The organism is Burkholderia stabilis, assembly GCF_001742165.1.
Classification (GTDB): domain Bacteria; phylum Pseudomonadota; class Gammaproteobacteria; order Burkholderiales; family Burkholderiaceae; genus Burkholderia; species Burkholderia stabilis.
The window spans coordinates 2,226,636-2,244,138 of the sequence record NZ_CP016442.1 but is presented as its reverse complement, the minus strand read 5'-3'; the positions used below and the strand labels follow the sequence as shown (position 1 = coordinate 2,244,138).

Here is a 17,503-nt window from a genome sequence, read left to right as displayed (position 1 = left end):
CCCGTTCAATCGGCCAAACTGACCGGGCTTTTACCGTCATCTCGCGGCATCGGCGCGGCGGCACGCTACCGATAATGGTATCGACCGACTTTCCGCAGAATTCATCATGTTCTCGACCGAACTGCCCGCCTCCGCCGCGCTCACGCCTGAACAGCAGCTTGCGCAGGACATTGCGCTCGTCATGGAAAACGCGCTCGAGCGCCAGCGCGCCGGCGCGTTCGACGACGCCCGGGCGCTGTACGAGGCCATCCTCGACGCGATGCCCGCGCATGGCGATGCACATTACAACCTCGCGGTGTTGATGGTCGATACGGGCCAGGCGGCTGATGCGGTGCCACATTTCGAAGCCGCCATCGGCGCGAATCCGGCCAACGGCTACTACTGGGTCAGCTACATCCACGCGCTGCATCGCAGCGGACAAACGGCCGCTGCATGGATCGCCGTCGAGATCGCGCAACAGCGCGGCGTGCACGGCCCGGCACTGGACGGCCTGATCGCGCAGTTGGCGTCGCCCCACATCGTGCTCGCGACTGCAGCGGTCGCTACGGCCCCGAGCGGCATCGACACGGCAATCGTCCTGGAAACCGCGGCCGGCACAGGCGGGAAGAGCGACTCCGGCAAGCCTGTCCGCCGCCCCAGCCAGACGCTGCTGCAAAAGCACGCGGCGCTGTTCGACAAGAACAAGCACGCGGAAGCCACCGCACTTGCGCAGCAACTGGTCGCCGACTACCCGGAAGACGGCGCATGCTGGCGCGCACTGTCCGCATCGCTTCACCGGGAAGGCAGCTTCGCGGAGATGATAAAGGCCGGCTTTCGTACGATCGAATTGCTGCCGGATGAAATCCTCGTGCGCATGCTGCTCGCCGATACGCTGCGGATGATGAACCGTCTCGCGGAGGCCGACGAGCAGTGCAAGCGCCTGCTCCAGCTTCAGCCCGATCACCCGGAGACAATGCGGATTCGCGGTCTCGTGCTGTTCGCGCTGCGCCGTACGGATGAAGCGATCGCGGCCTGCCGGCGCGCGGTCGAGCTCGCGCCCGGCGCCGCCGCGCCATGCGGCACGCTGGGCTTCGTGCTGCTCGAACTGGGCGCAACGCAGGAAGCGATCGGCTGGCTGAAGCGCTCGATCGAAATCAATCCGACCGACAGCATCACCCACAGCAGCATGCTGTTCTGTATCGCGCACAGCAGCGACTTCGGTCCGCAGGCGCTCGTTGCGGCACACCGCAAGTTCGGCGAGCGCTACGACAATCTCAAGCGCAAGCGCGCAGCCGTGTTCTCGAACTCGCGCGACCCGGCGCGCAAGCTGCAGGTCGGCTTCGTGTCGGGCGACCTGTTCAGCCACGCGGTCGCCTCCTACGCGGTGCCCGTGATCGAGCATCTCGCGGCCGATCCCGGCATTGCGATGCACTTCTATCACAATCACTTCGAGGAAGATTACACGTCGGAACGCTTCAAGGCCCACGCGACGACCTGGCGCAACGTCGCCGGCATGAGCGACACGGCCTTCCTTGAACGCGTGCGCAACGACCACATCGACATCGTGATCGACCTGTCGGGCCATACCGGCCGCAACCGGCTCGTTGCGCTGGCGCAGCGCGCGGCGCCGGTTCAGGCATCGTGGATCGGCTATCCGGCCACGACCGGGCTCGCCGCAATGGACTACTACCTGACGGACCGCTTCGTCGCGCCGCACGGCGCATTCGACGACCAGTTCGTCGAGCAGCTCGTGCGGCTGCCCGCGATCGCGCCGTTCATGCCGGCGCCGAACTGCCCGCCCGTCAACGTGCTGCCGGCGCTGCGCAACGGCTATACGACGTACGCCAGCTTCAACCGCCTGAACAAGCTGAGCCCGCACGTGATCGAGGTCTGGGCGCGCGTGCTGCACGCGGATCCGACCGCGCGCATGGCGCTCGGCGCGATCGGCAACGACGGCGACCAGCAGACGCTGACCGAATGGTTCGCAGCCTCCGGCATCAATGCCGGCCGCCTGACGTTCCACCGGCGCTCGAGCACCCCCGTTTACATGCAGCAGCATCACAGCGTCGACCTCTGTCTCGACGCGTTCCCGTACACCGGTTCGACGACGACGCTGAATGCGCTGTGGATGGGCGTGCCGACCGTGACGATCCCCGGCGCGACGATGGCCGGGCGCGGCAGCGCGGGCTGGCTGCAGCACGTCGGGCTCGACGAATACATCGCGACGGACGAAGACGATTTCGTCGCGAAGGCACTGGCGCTCGGCCGCGACACGGCCGCGCTGCAGACACTGCGCACGGCACTGCGCGCGCGTTGCCTGCAATCCGCCGCGTTCCAGCCGGCCATCGTCGCAGCCGGGCTGTCGTCGGCGCTGCGCACGATGTGGACCCGCTGGTGCGCGGGCGAGCCCGTCACCGCATTCGACACGCCGCTGTTCGACGACACGGCTACCGCACAGGCCGCGGCAGAGGCCTGAACCTCACGTCAGATCGAGAGAGACCATCATGACCGCCAGCCTGCCCGCGTCGTCCGTCGCGCAATTGCCGCACGAACGCATCTACGTCACGCAGCCGCACCTGCCGCCGCTCGAAGAATTCCTGCCGTACCTCGAGAAGATCTGGGAAACCCGCACGCTGACCAACGGCGGCCCGTTCCATCAGCAGTTCGAGCGCGCGCTGTGCGAGTACCTCGGCGTGCCGTACCTGTCGCTGTTCGCGAACGGCACGCTCGCGCTCGTCACCGCGCTGCAGGCGCTGCGCATCACTGGCGAGGTCATCACGACGCCGTACTCGTTCGTCGCGACCGCGCACTCGCTGCTGTGGAACGGCATCAAGCCGGTATTCGTCGACGTCACGCCCGGCACGCTCAATCTCGACCCCGCACGCATCGAGGCGGCGATCACGCCGCAAACCACCGCGATCATGCCCGTGCACTGCTACGGCAACCCGTGCGACGTCGAGGCCATCCAGAAGATCGCCGACAACTACAACCTGCGTGTGATCTACGACGCGGCGCATGCGTTCGGCGTGCGCAACGCCGCCGGCAGCGTGCTCACTCACGGCGACCTGTCGGTGTTGAGCTTCCACGCGACGAAGGTGTTCAACACGTTCGAAGGCGGCGCGATCATCTGCCCCGACGCGAAGACGAAGCAACGCATCGATCACCTGAAGAACTTCGGTTTCGTCGACGAAGTCACGGTCGTCGCGCCCGGCATCAACGGCAAGATGAGCGAGATCAACGCCGCGTTCGGGATGCTGCAACTGCAGCATATCGACGGCGCGCTCGCGCGCCGCCGCGAGATCGACGCGCTGTACCGTGCGCTGCTGAGCGACGTGCGCGGCATCCGCTGCGTGCCGCTCGGCGGCCAGACCGTCGCAAACCATGCGTACTTCGCGATCCTCGTCGACGAGGACTACCCGCTCGACCGCGATGCGCTCTACCAGAAGCTGCGCGAATACGACGTGTACGCGCGCCGCTACTTCCATCCGCTGATTTCGGAATTCCCGATGTATCGCGGGCTGCCGTCCGCGAACCGCGACAACCTGCCCGTCGCGTCGGAAGCCGCACGCAAGGTGCTGTGCCTGCCGATCTACCCGGCGCTCACCGACGCGATGGTCCGCCGTATCGTCGAGCTGATCGCTTACTGACGCGCGACGCTCACAGATAGCGCTCGCCGGCCGCACGGTCGCGAACCCGGCGCGCCGGGTTGCCGTACGCGACCGTATACGGCGCGACGTCGCGCAGCACGACCGCGCCCGCGCCGACGACGCTGTGCTCGCCGACCGCGATCCGGTGCCGCAGCATCGCGCCGAGGCCGACCGCCGCGCCCTGGCCGATCCGGCAATTGCCGCCCGTGACGACGCCCGGCGCGAGGCTCGAAAAATCCTCCATCACGCCATCGTGATCGAGCGACGCATTCGTGTTGACGATGCACCCTTCGCCGATCGTGCAACACGGATTGATCACCGCGCCGGCCATCACGACCGTGCCCGCGCCGATCGTCGACGCCTTGCCGATGCACGCAGACGGATGCACCGCCGACACGCATGGCAGGCCGGGCGCGAGGGCCGCGAGAGTGGCCGTCACGGTCTCGCGCGCGTGGTTGTCACCGATTGCGACCAGCACCCCGGCAAGCCCGTGCGTGTCGATCAGCTGCGGCAGGTCCCGCTCGGTGCCCAGCACCGCATAGCCGAGCGTTTCCTCGCCGCGGGGCCTGAACGCGTCGATCAGCCCGGCGATCCGGTACCGGCCGGCCTGTTCGACGATGTCGATCACGACCTTGGCGTGACCGGACGAGCCGACGATGACGATGTTTTCCACGAGGGCCTCGATTGATCTGAAAAGCGGAGGCGGCAGCGCCGCGTTCCCCGCAGTATGCCGCGACGCGGCGGCACAGCACACGCTGCCGTGCCGTCAGACGGTACGCGCCGTTTCGTCCGTCGTCGCGCAACAGGCCGTGAAATGTGCGGCAAACGCCTCGCGCACGCGCTCGGCCATCCGGATCCAGCTTTCGTCGCGGCCGCGCCGGAACAGCCGCACCGTGCCCGGATACCACGGCGAATCGTCGCGGTCGTGCATCCAGCGCCAGTCCACGTCCTGATTCGGCAGCAGCACCCAGCAGGGCTTGCCGAGCGATGCGGCCAGATGCGCGGTCGAAGTGTCGACGCACACCACCAGATCGAGCTGCGCGACGATCGCGGCCGTATCCGCGAAATCATCGAGCTCCGAGCCAAGATGCAGCAACGGCAGGCCGCCCGGCGGATGCCGCGCCTCGTCTTCACCCTGCCCTTTCTGCAGGCTCACGAAACTCACGCCCGGCACGCTCCAGAGCGGCGTCAGCAACGCGAGCGACGGCAGCGAACGGTGCGCGTCGTTGTGATGCTTCGGGTTGCCCTTCCAGACGAGCCCGACGCGCGGGCCGACCGGCAGCACGTCGAGGCGCGCACGCCAGCGCGCGACACGGGCGAGATCGGGCACGAGCCGCGCCGGCGGCGGGATCGTGTCGAGCGTCGTGCCGGCGTGCAGCGGCGCGCTCAGCAGGCTCGTCCAGAAGTCGAACCGATCCGCGCGCGCTGCGGCCGCGTCGTGATCGAGCACTTCATCGATGCCGTCGATCGTTTCCATCAGCCGATGCAGCGCGGGCTGACACGCGAAGACCACTCGCGCCGCCTGCCGCGCGCGAAACTCCGCGAAATAGCGGCTGAACTGCAGCATGTCGCCTAGGCCGTCCTCCTGCCAGACGAGCAGCGTCTTGCCGTCGAGCGGCTCGCCTTGCCATTGCGCGCAGCGCAGCACCTCGCGCGTGCGGCGATGCACGAACGCCGACTGCTCGTAGCGCGATTCGTAGCGCCGCCAGCCTTCCTCGAACCGGCCGAGGCCGAGCAGCAGCGTCGCGAGCCCGAACTGCGCATCGTCGTAGTCGGCGCGCAGTTCGAGCGCGCGGCGGTACGCGCGTTCGGCGTCGCCGTGGCGGCCGGCATGCGCGAACGTCGTGCCGAGGTTGTAGTGCACTTCGGCCATGTCCGGCGCGAGCGCGAGCGCATCGGCGAACGCGGCCATCGCTTCGTCGTGGCGGCCCTGCGCGCGCACGACGCAGCCGGGATTGTTGTGCGGCTGCGGCAGGCCGGGGCGGCAGCGGATCGCGTCGCGATACGCCGCTTCCGCTTCGGGCAGGCGATCGAGATTCTGCAGCGCGACGCCGAGGTTGTAGTGCGCCTCCGGGTGATCCGGGCACAGCGCGAGCGCCTGCCGGCTGGCCGCTTCCGCTTCAGGCAACCGTCGCATGTCGACGAGCACCGCACCGAGGTTCGCGTGCGCGAGCACGTGGTCGGCACGCACGGCAATCGCAAGCCGGTACGCGAGTTCCGCCTCGGCCGGCCGGCCGAGGACGCGCAGCAGGTGGCCGAAATCGGCCAGCACGTCGGCGGACTGCGGCTCGATCAGCAGCGCCTGCCCGAACGCCTGCTCGGCCTCGTCGAGCCGGCCGAGCGCTTCGAGCACCTTGCCGAACCGGTGATGGTGCGACGCCCGCAACGGCGTGACCGACGCGAGCTGCCGGCGCACGATCGCCTCGGCCTCGGGCAGCCGCCCCTGCGACACGAGCAGCGCGCCAAGGCTCTCGTAAGCCGGATCGAACGCAGGCATCGCGTCGATCGCGCGCCGCCACCATGCTTCCGCATCGGCGAGCCGGTTCAGGCCGAGCGCGCAGATCGCCGCGACGTGCAACGCCGCAATGGCCGGCGCCGGCACGTCGAGCAGCGGCGCGATGCACGACAATGCGTCGGCGAACCGTCCGTTCTGGCACAGGGTTGCGGCTTGCTGAACAAGCGCGGAATCGTCGGGAGCAGGCGTCGTCATGAAAGGCAGGGCAAGGCGGCGGTTCGTCATGTCCGGCCGACGCGGCGGCGCTCCGGCATGCGCGGTGCGCTCAGGTGACCGTTTCGGCGCGGACAGCTTCGAATGACAGGCTACCGAAGCGGACATCGCCGCGATGCGGCGATCTGAGTCCATTCCGCGCGGCTGTTCGGCAGATGGGGCGTGCGGTGCGGGATCGGCCGGCGCGTGGCGGCGCCTTGGTCGGCCGGCAATGCGTGGCCGGCAGCGCGTCGGCGAATGCGCGCTGCGCGGCCGGCCGCGCAGCACGAACGAACCATCAGACCGGCGTCGGTGCGGCGGCCGGGCTGCCGGACTCGCTCATTGCGCGGTCCTTCGCCTCTTTGAGCGCCGCGAGCGTGTCGAGCGCGAGCCCTTCATCGGCCGCGAGATCGACGAGAAACGCGTCGTTGTTCTGCTTGATCCAGTCGAGCGGCATGTCCCACCACGCGAGCTGCAACAGTTGTTCGCGCACTTTCTCCGTGAAACGGAAGCGAATCAGACGTGCCGGCGAACCCGCATAGATCCCGTAAGCCTCGGTGCGGAAATTGGGCGGAACGACGGCCCGCGCGCCGATCACGCATCCGCTCTCGATCTGGCTGCCGCCCAGGAACAGCGCTTCGTCGCCGATCCAGACGTCGTTGTGGATCACGGTATCCGGATATTGCGGCATCGACGCGTTGTCGAGGCCATTTCCGTAAAGGCTGAACAGCGTGGTGGAAATGGTTCGAATCTCGTGCTGGCCGTTCAGCACGAAACGCAGGCGCATTCCGCCGGCCACGTTCTTGCCGATCACGAGTTTCTGGCTCCCCTGGTCGTACTTCGCGATCGAGCCCACGCCGATCGTCGAGCAACGGCCGATATGGAAGGTGCCAACCTGAGCCTCTTCGTCGAGCCAGTTGCGGAAAAAATTGTTCGGAATGGCCGAGAAAGCGCCATCCCGGTAGCCCAGCACGATGAAATGCTTCGCCCACGGATGGTCGGGCAGCACGCCAATGCAATCGTCGGAGGTCGTAACGTTCATTTGCGGTCGCAAGTAGGCCGGCGCAGCGGCTCGATGCGAGGCCGCACGGGACGGGAACGGGAAACGGCGCGGCACACGGGCCGCGATCGTGGACGATGCAGTATAGAAAGCACACGGCGACGCTCGACAACGAAAAAGAGCGGCGTTCTGACTTCTGTTCCGGGGATGGGGGCGATCCCGTTTGGGCGGGCTGGATAGAACGGACGTCGAAATCGATTCGCCGTCGGCGCCTGCTTTTTCATCCCGGCGCATTGACGTGGGCTTCGGCGGAAACGGCGCTTCGATCCGGTCAACCCGTCTTGTCCGCAGGGGTCGGCCTGCCCGGCGGTGGGTTGTTGCTTTTACCACCTGCGGCACGCTGTCTGCCGTTAGTTGCCATCACCCGCCGGCGCCGCGCTCAGTTGCTCGACGAGCATCCGCCGCAGCTGCTCGAGCTGCACGAGCTGGAGCTGCACGAACTCGACGAACTGCAGCTCGACGACGAGCAACTGCTGTCGGACAGGTCGGACGAACCGCCGCTGCCCGTTTTTGCCGCTGCGGCCCACGACGCCCGCGACGCGGCCTGCACCGTGCTCGAATACGCGGACCATGCGGTGCCGGCCAGCGCGCCGGTGCCGAACAGTGCGGCCGTCCACAGCAACGGGTCCGGCTCGTCGCGTTCGCGGCCTGCTGCCGCGCGCGTTTCCGGCATGTCGCCGGCGGACTGCGGCGCTCGCGCGGCCCGCGGATCGTGCGCGATCCGGCGCGCGAGCAACGCAGCACGCCCGGCAGCCGTCGCGCCACCTCGCCCGAAGCCGGTCAGGCGTTTGGCGACGATCCGGTACGCGATCGCGAACACCGCCATGCACAGGACCAGCAGCAGCACGGGCCGTCCGCGGCTCAGGCCAATCGCGAGTTTCGCGGCGCCGACGCCCAGCACGAGCAGGACGATCGCGCGCGCGGCCATGCGCGACGCGCGCATCTCGCCGGGCGCCCAGAGCCAGCCCTGCGCACGCATGCCGTCGACGACCTCCTGCACGTACCGCGCAAGCCGCTGGCGAAACGCTTCGAAGCGCACTTCGCCGTCCGGCTGCTCGCTCAGCCACGCGCAATGGTCGTCGTGCGCCCCCGCGCGCGCCAGGTCGCCGATCCGCACATAACCGCCGTGCTTCGGGACGCTACGCAATTCGATCGCGCCCGTGTGCGCGAGCGACATCGTCACGACCTGCGCGACCCGCGTTTCGCCACCGGTCAGATAGGCAACCTCGTCGGCCGTCATGTCTGCCGACGCGTTGCGGGTGTGCCCGCCCCGGCGGCGACACCGGAACTCGATCGCCTGAAGCGCCACGATCAGCAACAACGCGACGACGCAGGCCGGCACATAGAACACGAGAAACTGCGGCCCCGTGTAGTTCAGCACGTTGAAGTCCTGCGCCGATGCGCAGGTCGCCGCGACGCTCGCGACGGCCGCCGGCCACACGAGTTTCGGCAGCCGGTTGCGCCAGGTTCTGCGAGCCGGTGAACCCGATTCGCCCGGCAGGGCCGTCTCAGGCTCCGACGATTCCGGCGCTGTGCGCGAGCCGGCAGGCGACGGCCAGATCGACTCCGGCGGCTCGCTGCCGAACAGCCGGCGATAGCTGTCGAGCGTGTCGCGATAGCGCTGCGCATACACGGCGGCCTCGTCCGGCGCACCCGTGCCGGGCATGTGATGCAGCCGCGCGCGCAGCACGCCGGCGCAGAAGACGTCCCAGTATTCGAGCGTGTACTGCAGGTGGAAATGCCATGCCGCATCGACCGCAACCGACGGCGTGACCGGGTGCCCGGCCGCTTGAGCGAGAAACGCGAAGCGTTTGTATTCGTCGATCACGGCCAGCGCGTGGGCGTGCGACCAGCCTTCGGCTTCGGCGAGGCGCCGGCTGTACGGCAGGGGCGCGTCGGGGTCGTCGGGGGAATAGGCTTGCAGGCGCGCGAGCAGCGCCTGCTGCGCATCGGTCGGCGCACGGGCATCGACTGCGGTCGGGGTAGACGGGGTGGCAGTCATGGGAGTCGGCGCGATGCACGGACGGCCGCCGCGATCGACGCTTGGAGTTGTCGTTGCGGGCGATTCTCGCATAACCGCGTGACGGTGCAATGCCGAGAGCAGCCAACCGGCCGGGATGTTACTGCTAGCGGGAAAAGGATGCGCCGATGATGTGGCGAAACTGCGGAGAGCCTGAACAGACTAGACTTGGCGCGCCCGGCTGGGATCGAACCAGCAACCCCTGCCTTCGGAGGGCAGTACTCTATCCATTGAGCTACGGGCGCTTGTGACAGTGAAGCGACCCCAATATACAGGCCGCCCACAATTGGCAAGACGGCAAGGATACCCGGTTTCCCATGACGCGTCCACCTTGCCCGCCGAATCCCCGCCGGGCCACGTTTCGTGCGGGTAAACACGCGCCATCGCACCGCTCGCCGTGATGTAAACGTTCCGTCTATAATCGTCCGTGCTTCATTGGACTGCCATTCTGCCGTTGCACCGCGCTCAAAATTCCTATTCATGGAGACGAGGCAAGCATGAGCGAAGCACCCCACGAATCCCCCGTCAAAACCCCCGGGCAGCTGATTGCCGTCATCATCGCGTCGTTCGCGATTCCGATCATCCTGATCGTCCTGTTCGCCAACTATGCGAACCATGCGTTCCGTTCCGGCGCCGGCACGGACGCGCTATCCGACGAGCAGGTCGCCGCGCGTATCGCCCCGCTCGCGCAGGTCGACGTGAAGGACGCCAACGCGCCACGCACGTACAAGACTGGCGAGGAAGTCTACAAGGCCGTCTGCGTGACCTGTCACGGCACGGGCGCTGCCGGCGCGCCGAAGTTCGGCAACAAGGACGACTGGGCGCCACGCATCTCGCAAGGTTTCGACACGCTGCTGAAGACGGCCCTCGCGGGCAAGGGCGCGATGCCGGCGCGCGGCGGCACGAGCCCCGACGACGTCAGCGACTATGAAATCGCCCGCGCGATCGTCTACATGGCGAACAACGACGGCGCGAACTTCCCCGAACCGGCCGCGCCTGCCGCGAACGCGGCGACCGCCGCCAGCGGGGCCGCAGCATCGGGCGGCGACGCGTCGAACGCGCAGGCCGCCGCCGCGATGGCTGCGATCGCCGCGATCCCGAAGGCCGGCGAAAAGCCCGCCGCCGCACCAGCCAGCGCCGATGCCGCAACGGCCGGCAAGGCGCTGTACACGTCGACCTGCCAGGCCTGCCACGCGGCTGGCGTGCTCGGCGCGCCGAAGTTCGGCAGCAAGGAAGACTGGGCGCCGCGCCTGAAGGACTCGATGGACACGGTCTACAACTACGCGCTGCACGGCAAGGGCGCGATGCCGCCGAAGGGCGGGTCGAGCGCATCCGACGCCGACGTGAAGGCAGCCGTCGACTACATGGTCAACTCGGCGAAGTAACGCCAGCCGGCCAACAAAAAACCCCCGCGACGCACGCGCATCGCGGGGGTTTTGTCTTTGCGGATCGCCGGCCGCCGGATCGCATCGCGCACCACGGCGCCGCGCCGCGTCACTTCTGCCGCATCACTTCTGCAGCAGCGCCTTCAGGCTCGCGAGCCGGTCCTTCGGCGACATCGGCGCCTCTTCCGGCGTGGGCGGCGGCGCTTCGTCGAGGCCCATCTCGGGGATGAAGCGAGACGGCTCGCACACGACCGTCTCGCGCGCCCGCTTGCGCTTCTTGCACCAGTTCAGGTGCAGGCTGCGTTGCGCGCGCGTGATCGCGACGTACATCAGCCGGCGCTCTTCCTCGATCCGCTCGTTGTCGATCGGGCCGTCGTCCTCGCTGCCGCCGCGGTGCGGCATGATGCCCTCCTCGACGCCGACCAGGAACACGTGCGGATACTCGAGCCCCTTCGACGCATGGACGGTCGACAGCCGCACGGCGTCCGGGTCCTCCTCCTTGCCTTCGAGCATCGACATCAGCGCGACGGTCTGGATCAGGCCGAGCAGGTTCTTGCCCGTATCGGCGAGCCCGTCCGCGTTGTGGAAACCTTCCGCCTCGCCGTCGACGGCCTCCGCCTCGGGCTTCGTGCCCTTGCGCTTCAGCCATTCGAGGAATTCGAGCACGTTCTGCCACTTCGACTGCGCCTGACGCTCGTCGAACGCGTCGTACAGGTACGCTTCGTAGTGGATCGCCTCCATCATGTCGTCGAGCACGACGGTCGCGGGCTCCTTGTCCGCGCGGTCGGTCAGGCGCTGGATGAAGTCGCAGAACATGCGCAGCGGCTCGACCTGGCGCGCGGACAGCCGCGCCTCGATCCCGCCCATGTACACGGCTTCGAACAGCGACACCTTCGCCTGGCCCGCGAACGAGCCGAGCGCTTCGAGCGTCGTGTTGCCGATCCCGCGGCGCGGCGTCGTGACCGCGCGGATGAACGCGGGATCGTCGTCGGCGTTCGCGATCAGGCGCAGGTACGCGCACAGGTCCTTGATCTCGGCCTTGTCGAAGAACGACTGGCCGCCCGACAGCACGTACGGGATGCGCTCGCGCCGCAGCACCTGCTCGAAGATCCGCGCCTGGAAGTTGCCGCGATACAGGATCGCGTAGTCGCGAAACTGCGCGCGCCGCTCGAACTTGTGCGCCGACAGCCGGAACACGACCGATTCGGCCTCGTGCTCCTCGTCGTTGCACGGCGTGACGGTGATCGAATCGCCCATCCCGTGCTCGGACCACAGCTTCTTCTCGAACAGCTTCGGGTTGTTCGCGATCACATTGTTCGCGGCGGTGAGGATGCGCACCGTCGACCGGTAGTTCTGCTCGAGCTTGACCAGGTGCAGCTTCGGGAAATCCTTGCCGAGCTGCGCGAGGTTCTCGAGCGTAGCGCCTCGCCAGCCGTAGATCGCCTGGTCGTCGTCGCCGACCGCCGTGAACGCGGCGCGCGGGCCCGCGAGCAGCTTCAGCAGTTCGTACTGGCACGCGTTGGTGTCCTGGTACTCGTCGATCAGCAGGTAGCGCAGCTTGTTCTGCCAGCGGTCGCGCACCTGTTCGTTCTTCGCGAACAGCTCGGCGGGCAGGCGGATCAGGTCGTCGAAGTCGACCGCCTGGTAGGCGTGGAGCGTCGCGACGTAGTTGCGGTAGACCAGCGCGGCCTGGTGCTCATCCTCGTTGGCCGCGATCGCCATCGCCTCGTCGGGCATGATCAGGCCGTTCTTCCACAGCGAGATGATGCTCTGGATCTTGCGGATCAGGCCCTTGTCGGTCGTGCCGAGCTGCTCCTGCACCATCCCGAAGCAGTCGTCCGAATCCATGATCGAGAACTGCGGCTTCAGGCCGACGTGCTCGGCCTCCTGGCGCAGGATCTGCACGCCGAGCGAGTGGAACGTGCAGACGGTGAGCTGGTTGACGGGCACCTTGCGGCCTTCCTTGCCGGGCGTGGTGAGCGTCTTGCCCTCGAGCAGCTTCCCCACGCGCTCGCGCATTTCGGCGGCCGCCTTGTTCGTGAACGTGACGGCGGCGATGTGGCGCGGCTCGAAGCCTTTCGCTTCGATCAGGTGCGCGATCTTCTGCGTGATCACGCGGGTCTTGCCGCTGCCCGCGCCGGCGAGCACGAGACAGGGACCGTCGAGGTAGCGCACCGCTTCGTTCTGGGCGGGATTGAGGCCTGCGGACATGATGGCGGATGGTATTGCGGTTGACGGCGGAACGCCGGGAGGATGCCGTGCGCGGCAGGCTGGCGAAGCAAGCGGACACGCAGGCAGGACGCGCATGTTAACACGTCGGCGGCGCGCATTTCGGGCGCGCCGCCGGACGGGGCTGCGCGGGCCGGCTGCGCGGCCATCCCCTGTCCGCTCGGGCAGTCGCCCCCTGTCCGGACGGCCAATCCGGCCCCATTCGCGCAGCGATCGGACACAATAGGCGCACATCGATGCACACCCTGGCGCCGCGCTGCGCCAGCCCACAACCGCCACCGGATCGACATCATGGGATACCCGTTCGCCACCGCCGCCCTCGGCCCGCTGCTGTTCGCACAGGGGCGCTACGTGCGGCGCGTCACGCCGCGGCTGCCCGAAGCAGCCGGCCCGCGCGACGGCGTCGCCGGCGACGGCCCGCCGCTGCGCGTGCTGGTCGTCGGCGTCGCGACGCAGCGCGACGCGCTGTCCGGGCAACTGGCGAGCGCGCTGGCGGCCACGCATCGTGTCAGCTGGAAGCTGCTCGCGCGCACGGGCCTGACCACGCAGGAGCTCGTCGACTGGCTCGCCGTCGAACCCGCCGCGCCGTTCGACGTGGCCGTGACGTCGCTCGGCGTCAACGACGTGACGGGCGGCGTGCCGCCGGCGCGCTGGCAGGCGGCGCAGGCCGAGCTCGTCCGGCTGCTCGCCGCGCGCTTCCAGGTCCGGCACGTGATCCTGTCGGCAGTGCCGCCGATGGAGCGCTTTCCGGCGCTGCCGCAACCGCTCGCGTGGTATCTCGGGCTGCGCGCGAAGCGGCTCAACACGGCGCTCGCCGGCTGGGCCGGGATGCAGCCGCACTGCACGTTCCTGCGCGTCGCGCTGCCGCTCGAGCGCCACCTGATGGCCGAGGACGGTTTCCATCCCGGCGAAGCCGCATGCGCCGTGTGGGCGCGGCAAGTCGCGGCTGCCGTATTGCGGCGGCGGGCGGCCGCATGACGTGGTGCGGCGGTGGTCGCGGCCGCGCGCCGGCCGCTCACGGAAACGTCAGGCACGCAGCCAGGCACGTGCGGAGTGCGAGCCCGCGCAAAATGCCGGCTTCGCTTGCGCACGCGCCCCCTCTCGTCGTGCGTTTCGCCCAACGGGCCGGTAAGCGCGTCGGCGTCATGCCAAAATAGCCGGTCGTCTTCGCGCCGCCCCGGCGCGCCATCCTATAAATTTCCTTCGCAGCCAGGGATTGCCATGTCGTCATTGCTCAGGGTTGGTTTGATGGGTTTCGGTTTCGCCGGCGCGACGTTCCACGCGCCGGTGATCGCCACGAGCGGCCGTACTGAAGTCGCCGCGATCGCGACGGGCCAGCCCGATCGCGCGCAAGCCGCGTATCCGGGCGCACGCGTCGTCCCCGACCTCGACACGCTGCTCGGCCTCGACGACATCGAATGCGTGGTGATCGCCACGCCGAACGACACGCACTTCACGCTCGCGCGCCAGGTGCTCGAAGCCGGTCGTCACGTGGTCGTCGACAAGCCCGTCACGCTCACCGCCGACGAGGCGCTCGCGCTCGCGCGGCTCGCGAATGCGCGCAGCCGCCTGTTCGCGCCGTTCCACAACCGCCGCTGGGACGGCGACTTCCTCACCGTGCGCCGTGTCGTCGAATCGGGCGAACTCGGCCGGCTCACCTATTTCGCATCGCACTTCGACCGCTTCCGGCCGACGCCGCGCACGCGCTGGCGCGAAGAACCGGCGCGCGGCGGCGGCCTGCTGCTCGACCTCGGCCCGCACCTGATCGACCAGGCGATCGCACTGTTCGGCCTGCCGGAAACGGTGAGCGCGACCGTCAAGACACGCCGCGACCACGGCACGGCGCCCGACTTCGTGCACCTGCTGCTCGGCTATCCGGACAAGGACGTCGCGCTGCATGCGAGTGCACTGTCGGCGATCGAGCCCGCGCGCTTCACGCTGCACGGCACGCGCGGCAGCTATCAGAAGTTCGGGCTCGACACGCAGGAAGACCAGCTCAAGGCCGGCCTCACCGCGGACGACGTCGAGTTCGGCGGCGGCAACCCGCCCGGCCTGCTGCGCGTGCTCGACGGCGAAGTCGAGGTCGAGCGCCCGGTGCCGACGCTCGACGGCCAGTACGCGGAGTTCTACCGCGCACTCACCGCATCGATCCGCGACGGCGCGCCGTTCCCGGTCACCGCGCAGGACGCCGTCGACGTGATGACGATCATCGAGCTCGCCGCGCAGAGCGAGCACGACGGCCGCCGGCTGCCGTTCGTGCGCCGCACGGTCTGACGCCGTTTGCCGCCGATTGCCGCCGGCCTCGGCCGGCCGCAGCGCGTACGCCGAAGCTGACGAGAACATTCGGTTACAACTGTCGGGGGAACGAAAGTCAGCGTCAGGCTAGTCTGATGCGTTTCTCAAAAAAGTCGATCCGACACCAATCCGTCTGGAGAATGTTGATGCAACGGTTGATTCGCGCGGCAGCATGCTGCGTCCTGGTTTCCTCGCTCGCGGCCTGTATCGTGCAGCCGCCGCAGCCGGTCCGTCCGGCCCCCCCGCCGCGGCCGAATCCGCAGGTCGTCGCGAACGAGCGCATGCAGCAGATCCAGGGCCGGATCGACAACCTGCACCGCCGTATCGATGCGCGCGTGAACGGCGGCTACTACCCGCCGCCGTACGGCGCGCAGCTGCACCACCGCCTCGACGTGATCCGTCAGGAAGCGAACGACATGTCGGCGCAGCACAGCGGCGGCCTGTCCGGCGACGAGCAGCGCGTGCTGAACCAGGAACTCGACACGGCCGCGCGCGCGATCGGCGAGTAACGCGCCGGCGCCCGCCGGAGCGGAAAAAGCGGCGGCACCGGCTGCCGCCGCTTGTCGCGAAGCGACATTCTTTTACTCAAATTGACAATGCCCACCTGCTCGCGTACAGTCGCCCGCACGCGTCGGGAGAGCGTGTGACCGGCGTAGCTAGCAACGCCGGTCGCGCCGCCGAAGGGGCACACCCGCAAACTCTCAGGCAAAAGGACCGACCGCGTCGGGGAATCCCGTCCGCGCATTGCGCGGGCCGCACTCCCCGCACTCTGGAGAGCGGCAGTAGCCCGCTGCGCACATGCTGCGCGGGCAAGCTGCCCACCGAAGGGGCGCGCGTTCGCCGGGCTTTGCCCGCGGCGCAATCTCTCAGGTATCGAGGACAGAGGGGCATGTACCGGATCGCTCGCAGGCATCGGCCGCGGCGGTCGGCACATGGCCGTTCTGATCCGCGCGCAAGCGCCTTGCCTGAGGCCTCGATGACTGCACTGAATCACACCCCGCTCAACGCCGCGCACCGCGCGCTCAATGCCCGCATGGTCGACTTCGGCGGCTGGGACATGCCCGTCAACTACGGCTCGCAGATCGAAGAACACGAAGCCGTGCGCACCGACGCCGGCATGTTCGACGTGTCGCACATGTGCGTCGTCGATTTCACCGGCAGCCGCGTGCGCGCATTCTTCGAGCACGCGATCGCGAACAACGTCGGCAAGCTCAAGACGCCCGGCAAGGCGCTCTACTCGTGCCTGCTCAACCCGCAGGGCGGCGTCATCGACGACCTGATCGTCTACTACTTCACCGAAGACTTCTTCCGCGTCGTCGTCAACGCCGGCACCGCCGAGAAAGACATCGCGTGGTTCAACCAGCTCAACGAACAAGGCGGCTACGGCCTCACGATCGCGCCGCGCCGCGATTTCGCGATCGTCGCCGTGCAGGGCCCGAACGCCCGCGAAAAAGCCTGGACGACCGTGCCCGCCGCACGCGCCGCGACGAGCGAGCTGAAGCCGTTCAACGCCGCACAGGTCGCCGGCACGCCGTTCGGCGATCTCACCATCGCGCGCACCGGCTACACCGGTGAAGACGGCTTCGAAGTGATCGTCCCGGCCGCGCACGTCGAAGCGCTGTGGGCTGCACTGCAGCAAAACGGCGTGCGCCCGTGCGGGCTCGGCGCGCGCGACACGCTGCGCCTCGAGGCCGGCATGAACCTGTACGGCCAGGACATGGACGACACCGTCTCCCCGCTCGACGCGGGCCTCGCGTGGACGGTCGACCTCGCCGCGCCGCGCGACTTCGTCGGCCGCGCCGCGCTGGAGCGCGACGGCACGCGCGCCGCATTCGTCGGCCTGATCCTGCAGAAGGAAAACGGCAAGGCGGGCGGCGTGCTGCGCGCGCACCAGAAGGTCGTCACGCCGCACGGCGAAGGCGAGATCACGAGCGGCACGTTCTCGCCGTCGATGCAGGAATCGATCGCGTTCGCGCGCGTGCCGGCGGCCGTCCAGATCGGCGACACGATCCATGTGCAAATTCGAGACAAGAATCTTCCCGCGCGCGTGGTAAAACTGCCGTTCGTGCGCAACGGCAAGGTCCTCGCTGCGTAACGGCCGGGGGGCCCGCCTCCCGGGAAGCCGGGAGATGGCGCCCGGCGCAACCCACCCCGGCGCGCCCCGGCGGCGCGCCAGCAAAA

The 17,503-nt window shown here is 68.4% G+C and carries 12 protein-coding genes, 1 tRNA gene and 2 riboswitches; of the genes, 7 read left to right on the top strand and 6 right to left on the bottom strand.

Going from position 1 to position 17,503, the window contains the following annotated elements; translation table 11 throughout:
• The first annotated feature begins 106 nt into the window (after window positions 1-106).
• Window positions 107-2,455, top strand: coding sequence for a tetratricopeptide repeat protein (locus BBJ41_RS10355; protein WP_069746423.1), 2,349 nt, complete (start codon window positions 107-109; stop codon window positions 2,453-2,455).
• Window positions 2,456-2,483: 28 nt separating this feature from the next.
• Window positions 2,484-3,626, top strand: coding sequence for a DegT/DnrJ/EryC1/StrS family aminotransferase (locus tag BBJ41_RS10350; RefSeq protein WP_069746422.1), 1,143 nt, complete (start codon window positions 2,484-2,486; stop codon window positions 3,624-3,626).
• A 10-nt stretch (window positions 3,627-3,636) separates the two neighbouring features.
• Here the strand turns inward: BBJ41_RS10350 and BBJ41_RS10345 are convergent, their stop codons facing one another.
• The 5 genes from BBJ41_RS10345 to BBJ41_RS10325 form a co-directional block, all read right to left on the bottom strand.
• Window positions 3,637-4,299, bottom strand: a complete 663-nt coding sequence (locus tag BBJ41_RS10345; RefSeq protein ID WP_069746421.1) for an acetyltransferase — start codon at window positions 4,297-4,299, stop codon at window positions 3,637-3,639.
• A 93-nt stretch (window positions 4,300-4,392) separates the two neighbouring features.
• Window positions 4,393-6,336 (bottom strand): tetratricopeptide repeat protein, encoded by a 1,944-nt coding sequence (locus BBJ41_RS10340; RefSeq protein WP_069747664.1) that lies wholly within the window; start codon window positions 6,334-6,336, stop codon window positions 4,393-4,395.
• A 295-nt stretch (window positions 6,337-6,631) separates the two neighbouring features.
• Window positions 6,632-7,375 carry an LbetaH domain-containing protein gene (locus BBJ41_RS10335; RefSeq protein WP_069746420.1) on the bottom strand — a complete coding sequence of 248 codons (744 nt, stop codon included), beginning with the start codon at window positions 7,373-7,375 and terminating at the stop codon, window positions 6,632-6,634.
• Window positions 7,376-7,772: 397 nt separating this feature from the next.
• Window positions 7,773-9,395, bottom strand: coding sequence for a TIGR04222 domain-containing membrane protein (locus tag BBJ41_RS10330; protein WP_069746419.1), 1,623 nt, complete (start codon window positions 9,393-9,395; stop codon window positions 7,773-7,775).
• Window positions 9,396-9,582: 187 nt separating this feature from the next.
• Window positions 9,583-9,658 (bottom strand) — tRNA-Arg (locus BBJ41_RS10325).
• A gap of 252 nt (window positions 9,659-9,910) precedes the next feature.
• Between BBJ41_RS10325 and BBJ41_RS10320 the strand changes: the two genes are divergently transcribed.
• Entirely contained in the window at window positions 9,911-10,798 is an 888-nt protein-coding gene (locus BBJ41_RS10320) for a c-type cytochrome (protein ID WP_069746418.1), read from the top strand.
• Window positions 10,799-10,921: 123 nt separating this feature from the next.
• Here BBJ41_RS10320 and BBJ41_RS10315 read toward each other — a convergent pair whose 3' ends face one another.
• Complete coding sequence (locus BBJ41_RS10315; RefSeq protein ID WP_069746417.1) at window positions 10,922-13,009, bottom strand: UvrD-helicase domain-containing protein; 2,088 nt, start codon at window positions 13,007-13,009, stop codon at window positions 10,922-10,924.
• A 309-nt stretch (window positions 13,010-13,318) separates the two neighbouring features.
• Here BBJ41_RS10315 and BBJ41_RS10310 point away from each other — a divergent pair, with 309 nt between their 5' ends.
• The 4 genes from BBJ41_RS10310 (at window position 13,319) to gcvT (ending at window position 17,417) form a co-directional block, all read left to right on the top strand.
• On the top strand, window positions 13,319-14,005 hold the full coding sequence (locus tag BBJ41_RS10310) for an SGNH/GDSL hydrolase family protein (protein ID WP_069746416.1): 687 nt from the start codon (window positions 13,319-13,321) through the stop codon (window positions 14,003-14,005).
• A 243-nt stretch (window positions 14,006-14,248) separates the two neighbouring features.
• A complete protein-coding gene (locus BBJ41_RS10305; RefSeq protein ID WP_069746415.1) occupies window positions 14,249-15,301 on the top strand; it encodes an oxidoreductase in 1,053 nt (350 codons plus the stop codon).
• A gap of 167 nt (window positions 15,302-15,468) precedes the next feature.
• Window positions 15,469-15,831 carry a hypothetical protein gene (locus BBJ41_RS10300; RefSeq protein ID WP_069747663.1) on the top strand — a complete coding sequence of 121 codons (363 nt, stop codon included), beginning with the start codon at window positions 15,469-15,471 and terminating at the stop codon, window positions 15,829-15,831.
• A 113-nt stretch (window positions 15,832-15,944) separates the two neighbouring features.
• Window positions 15,945-16,049: riboswitch (glycine riboswitch) on the top strand.
• A gap of 32 nt (window positions 16,050-16,081) precedes the next feature.
• Window positions 16,082-16,215: riboswitch (glycine riboswitch) on the top strand.
• A gap of 83 nt (window positions 16,216-16,298) precedes the next feature.
• Window positions 16,299-17,417: a glycine cleavage system aminomethyltransferase GcvT gene (gcvT, locus tag BBJ41_RS10295; RefSeq protein ID WP_069746414.1), complete on the top strand. Its 1,119-nt coding sequence runs from the start codon at window positions 16,299-16,301 to the stop codon at window positions 17,415-17,417.
• The last annotated feature ends 86 nt before the right edge of the window (window positions 17,418-17,503 follow it).

What these genes read in the sequence shown, in the direction of transcription:
- gcvT (WP_069746414.1), top strand. Translation starts at nt 16,299, where the DNA reads ATGACTGCACTGAATCACACCCCGCTCAACGCCGCGCACCGCGCGCTC.
- BBJ41_RS10350 (WP_069746422.1), top strand. Translation starts at nt 2,484, where the DNA reads ATGACCGCCAGCCTGCCCGCGTCGTCCGTCGCGCAATTGCCGCACGAA.
- BBJ41_RS10310 (WP_069746416.1), top strand. Translation starts at nt 13,319, where the DNA reads ATGGGATACCCGTTCGCCACCGCCGCCCTCGGCCCGCTGCTGTTCGCA.
- BBJ41_RS10330 (WP_069746419.1), bottom strand. Translation starts at nt 9,395, where the DNA reads ATGACTGCCACCCCGTCTACCCCGACCGCAGTCGATGCCCGTGCGCCG.
- BBJ41_RS10305 (WP_069746415.1), top strand. Translation starts at nt 14,249, where the DNA reads ATGTCGTCATTGCTCAGGGTTGGTTTGATGGGTTTCGGTTTCGCCGGC.
- BBJ41_RS10340 (WP_069747664.1), bottom strand. Translation starts at nt 6,336, where the DNA reads ATGACGACGCCTGCTCCCGACGATTCCGCGCTTGTTCAGCAAGCCGCA.
- BBJ41_RS10320 (WP_069746418.1), top strand. Translation starts at nt 9,911, where the DNA reads ATGAGCGAAGCACCCCACGAATCCCCCGTCAAAACCCCCGGGCAGCTG.
- BBJ41_RS10315 (WP_069746417.1), bottom strand. Translation starts at nt 13,009, where the DNA reads ATGTCCGCAGGCCTCAATCCCGCCCAGAACGAAGCGGTGCGCTACCTC.
- BBJ41_RS10355 (WP_069746423.1), top strand. Translation starts at nt 107, where the DNA reads ATGTTCTCGACCGAACTGCCCGCCTCCGCCGCGCTCACGCCTGAACAG.
- BBJ41_RS10300 (WP_069747663.1), top strand. Translation starts at nt 15,469, where the DNA reads ATGCAACGGTTGATTCGCGCGGCAGCATGCTGCGTCCTGGTTTCCTCG.
- BBJ41_RS10335 (WP_069746420.1), bottom strand. Translation starts at nt 7,375, where the DNA reads ATGAACGTTACGACCTCCGACGATTGCATTGGCGTGCTGCCCGACCAT.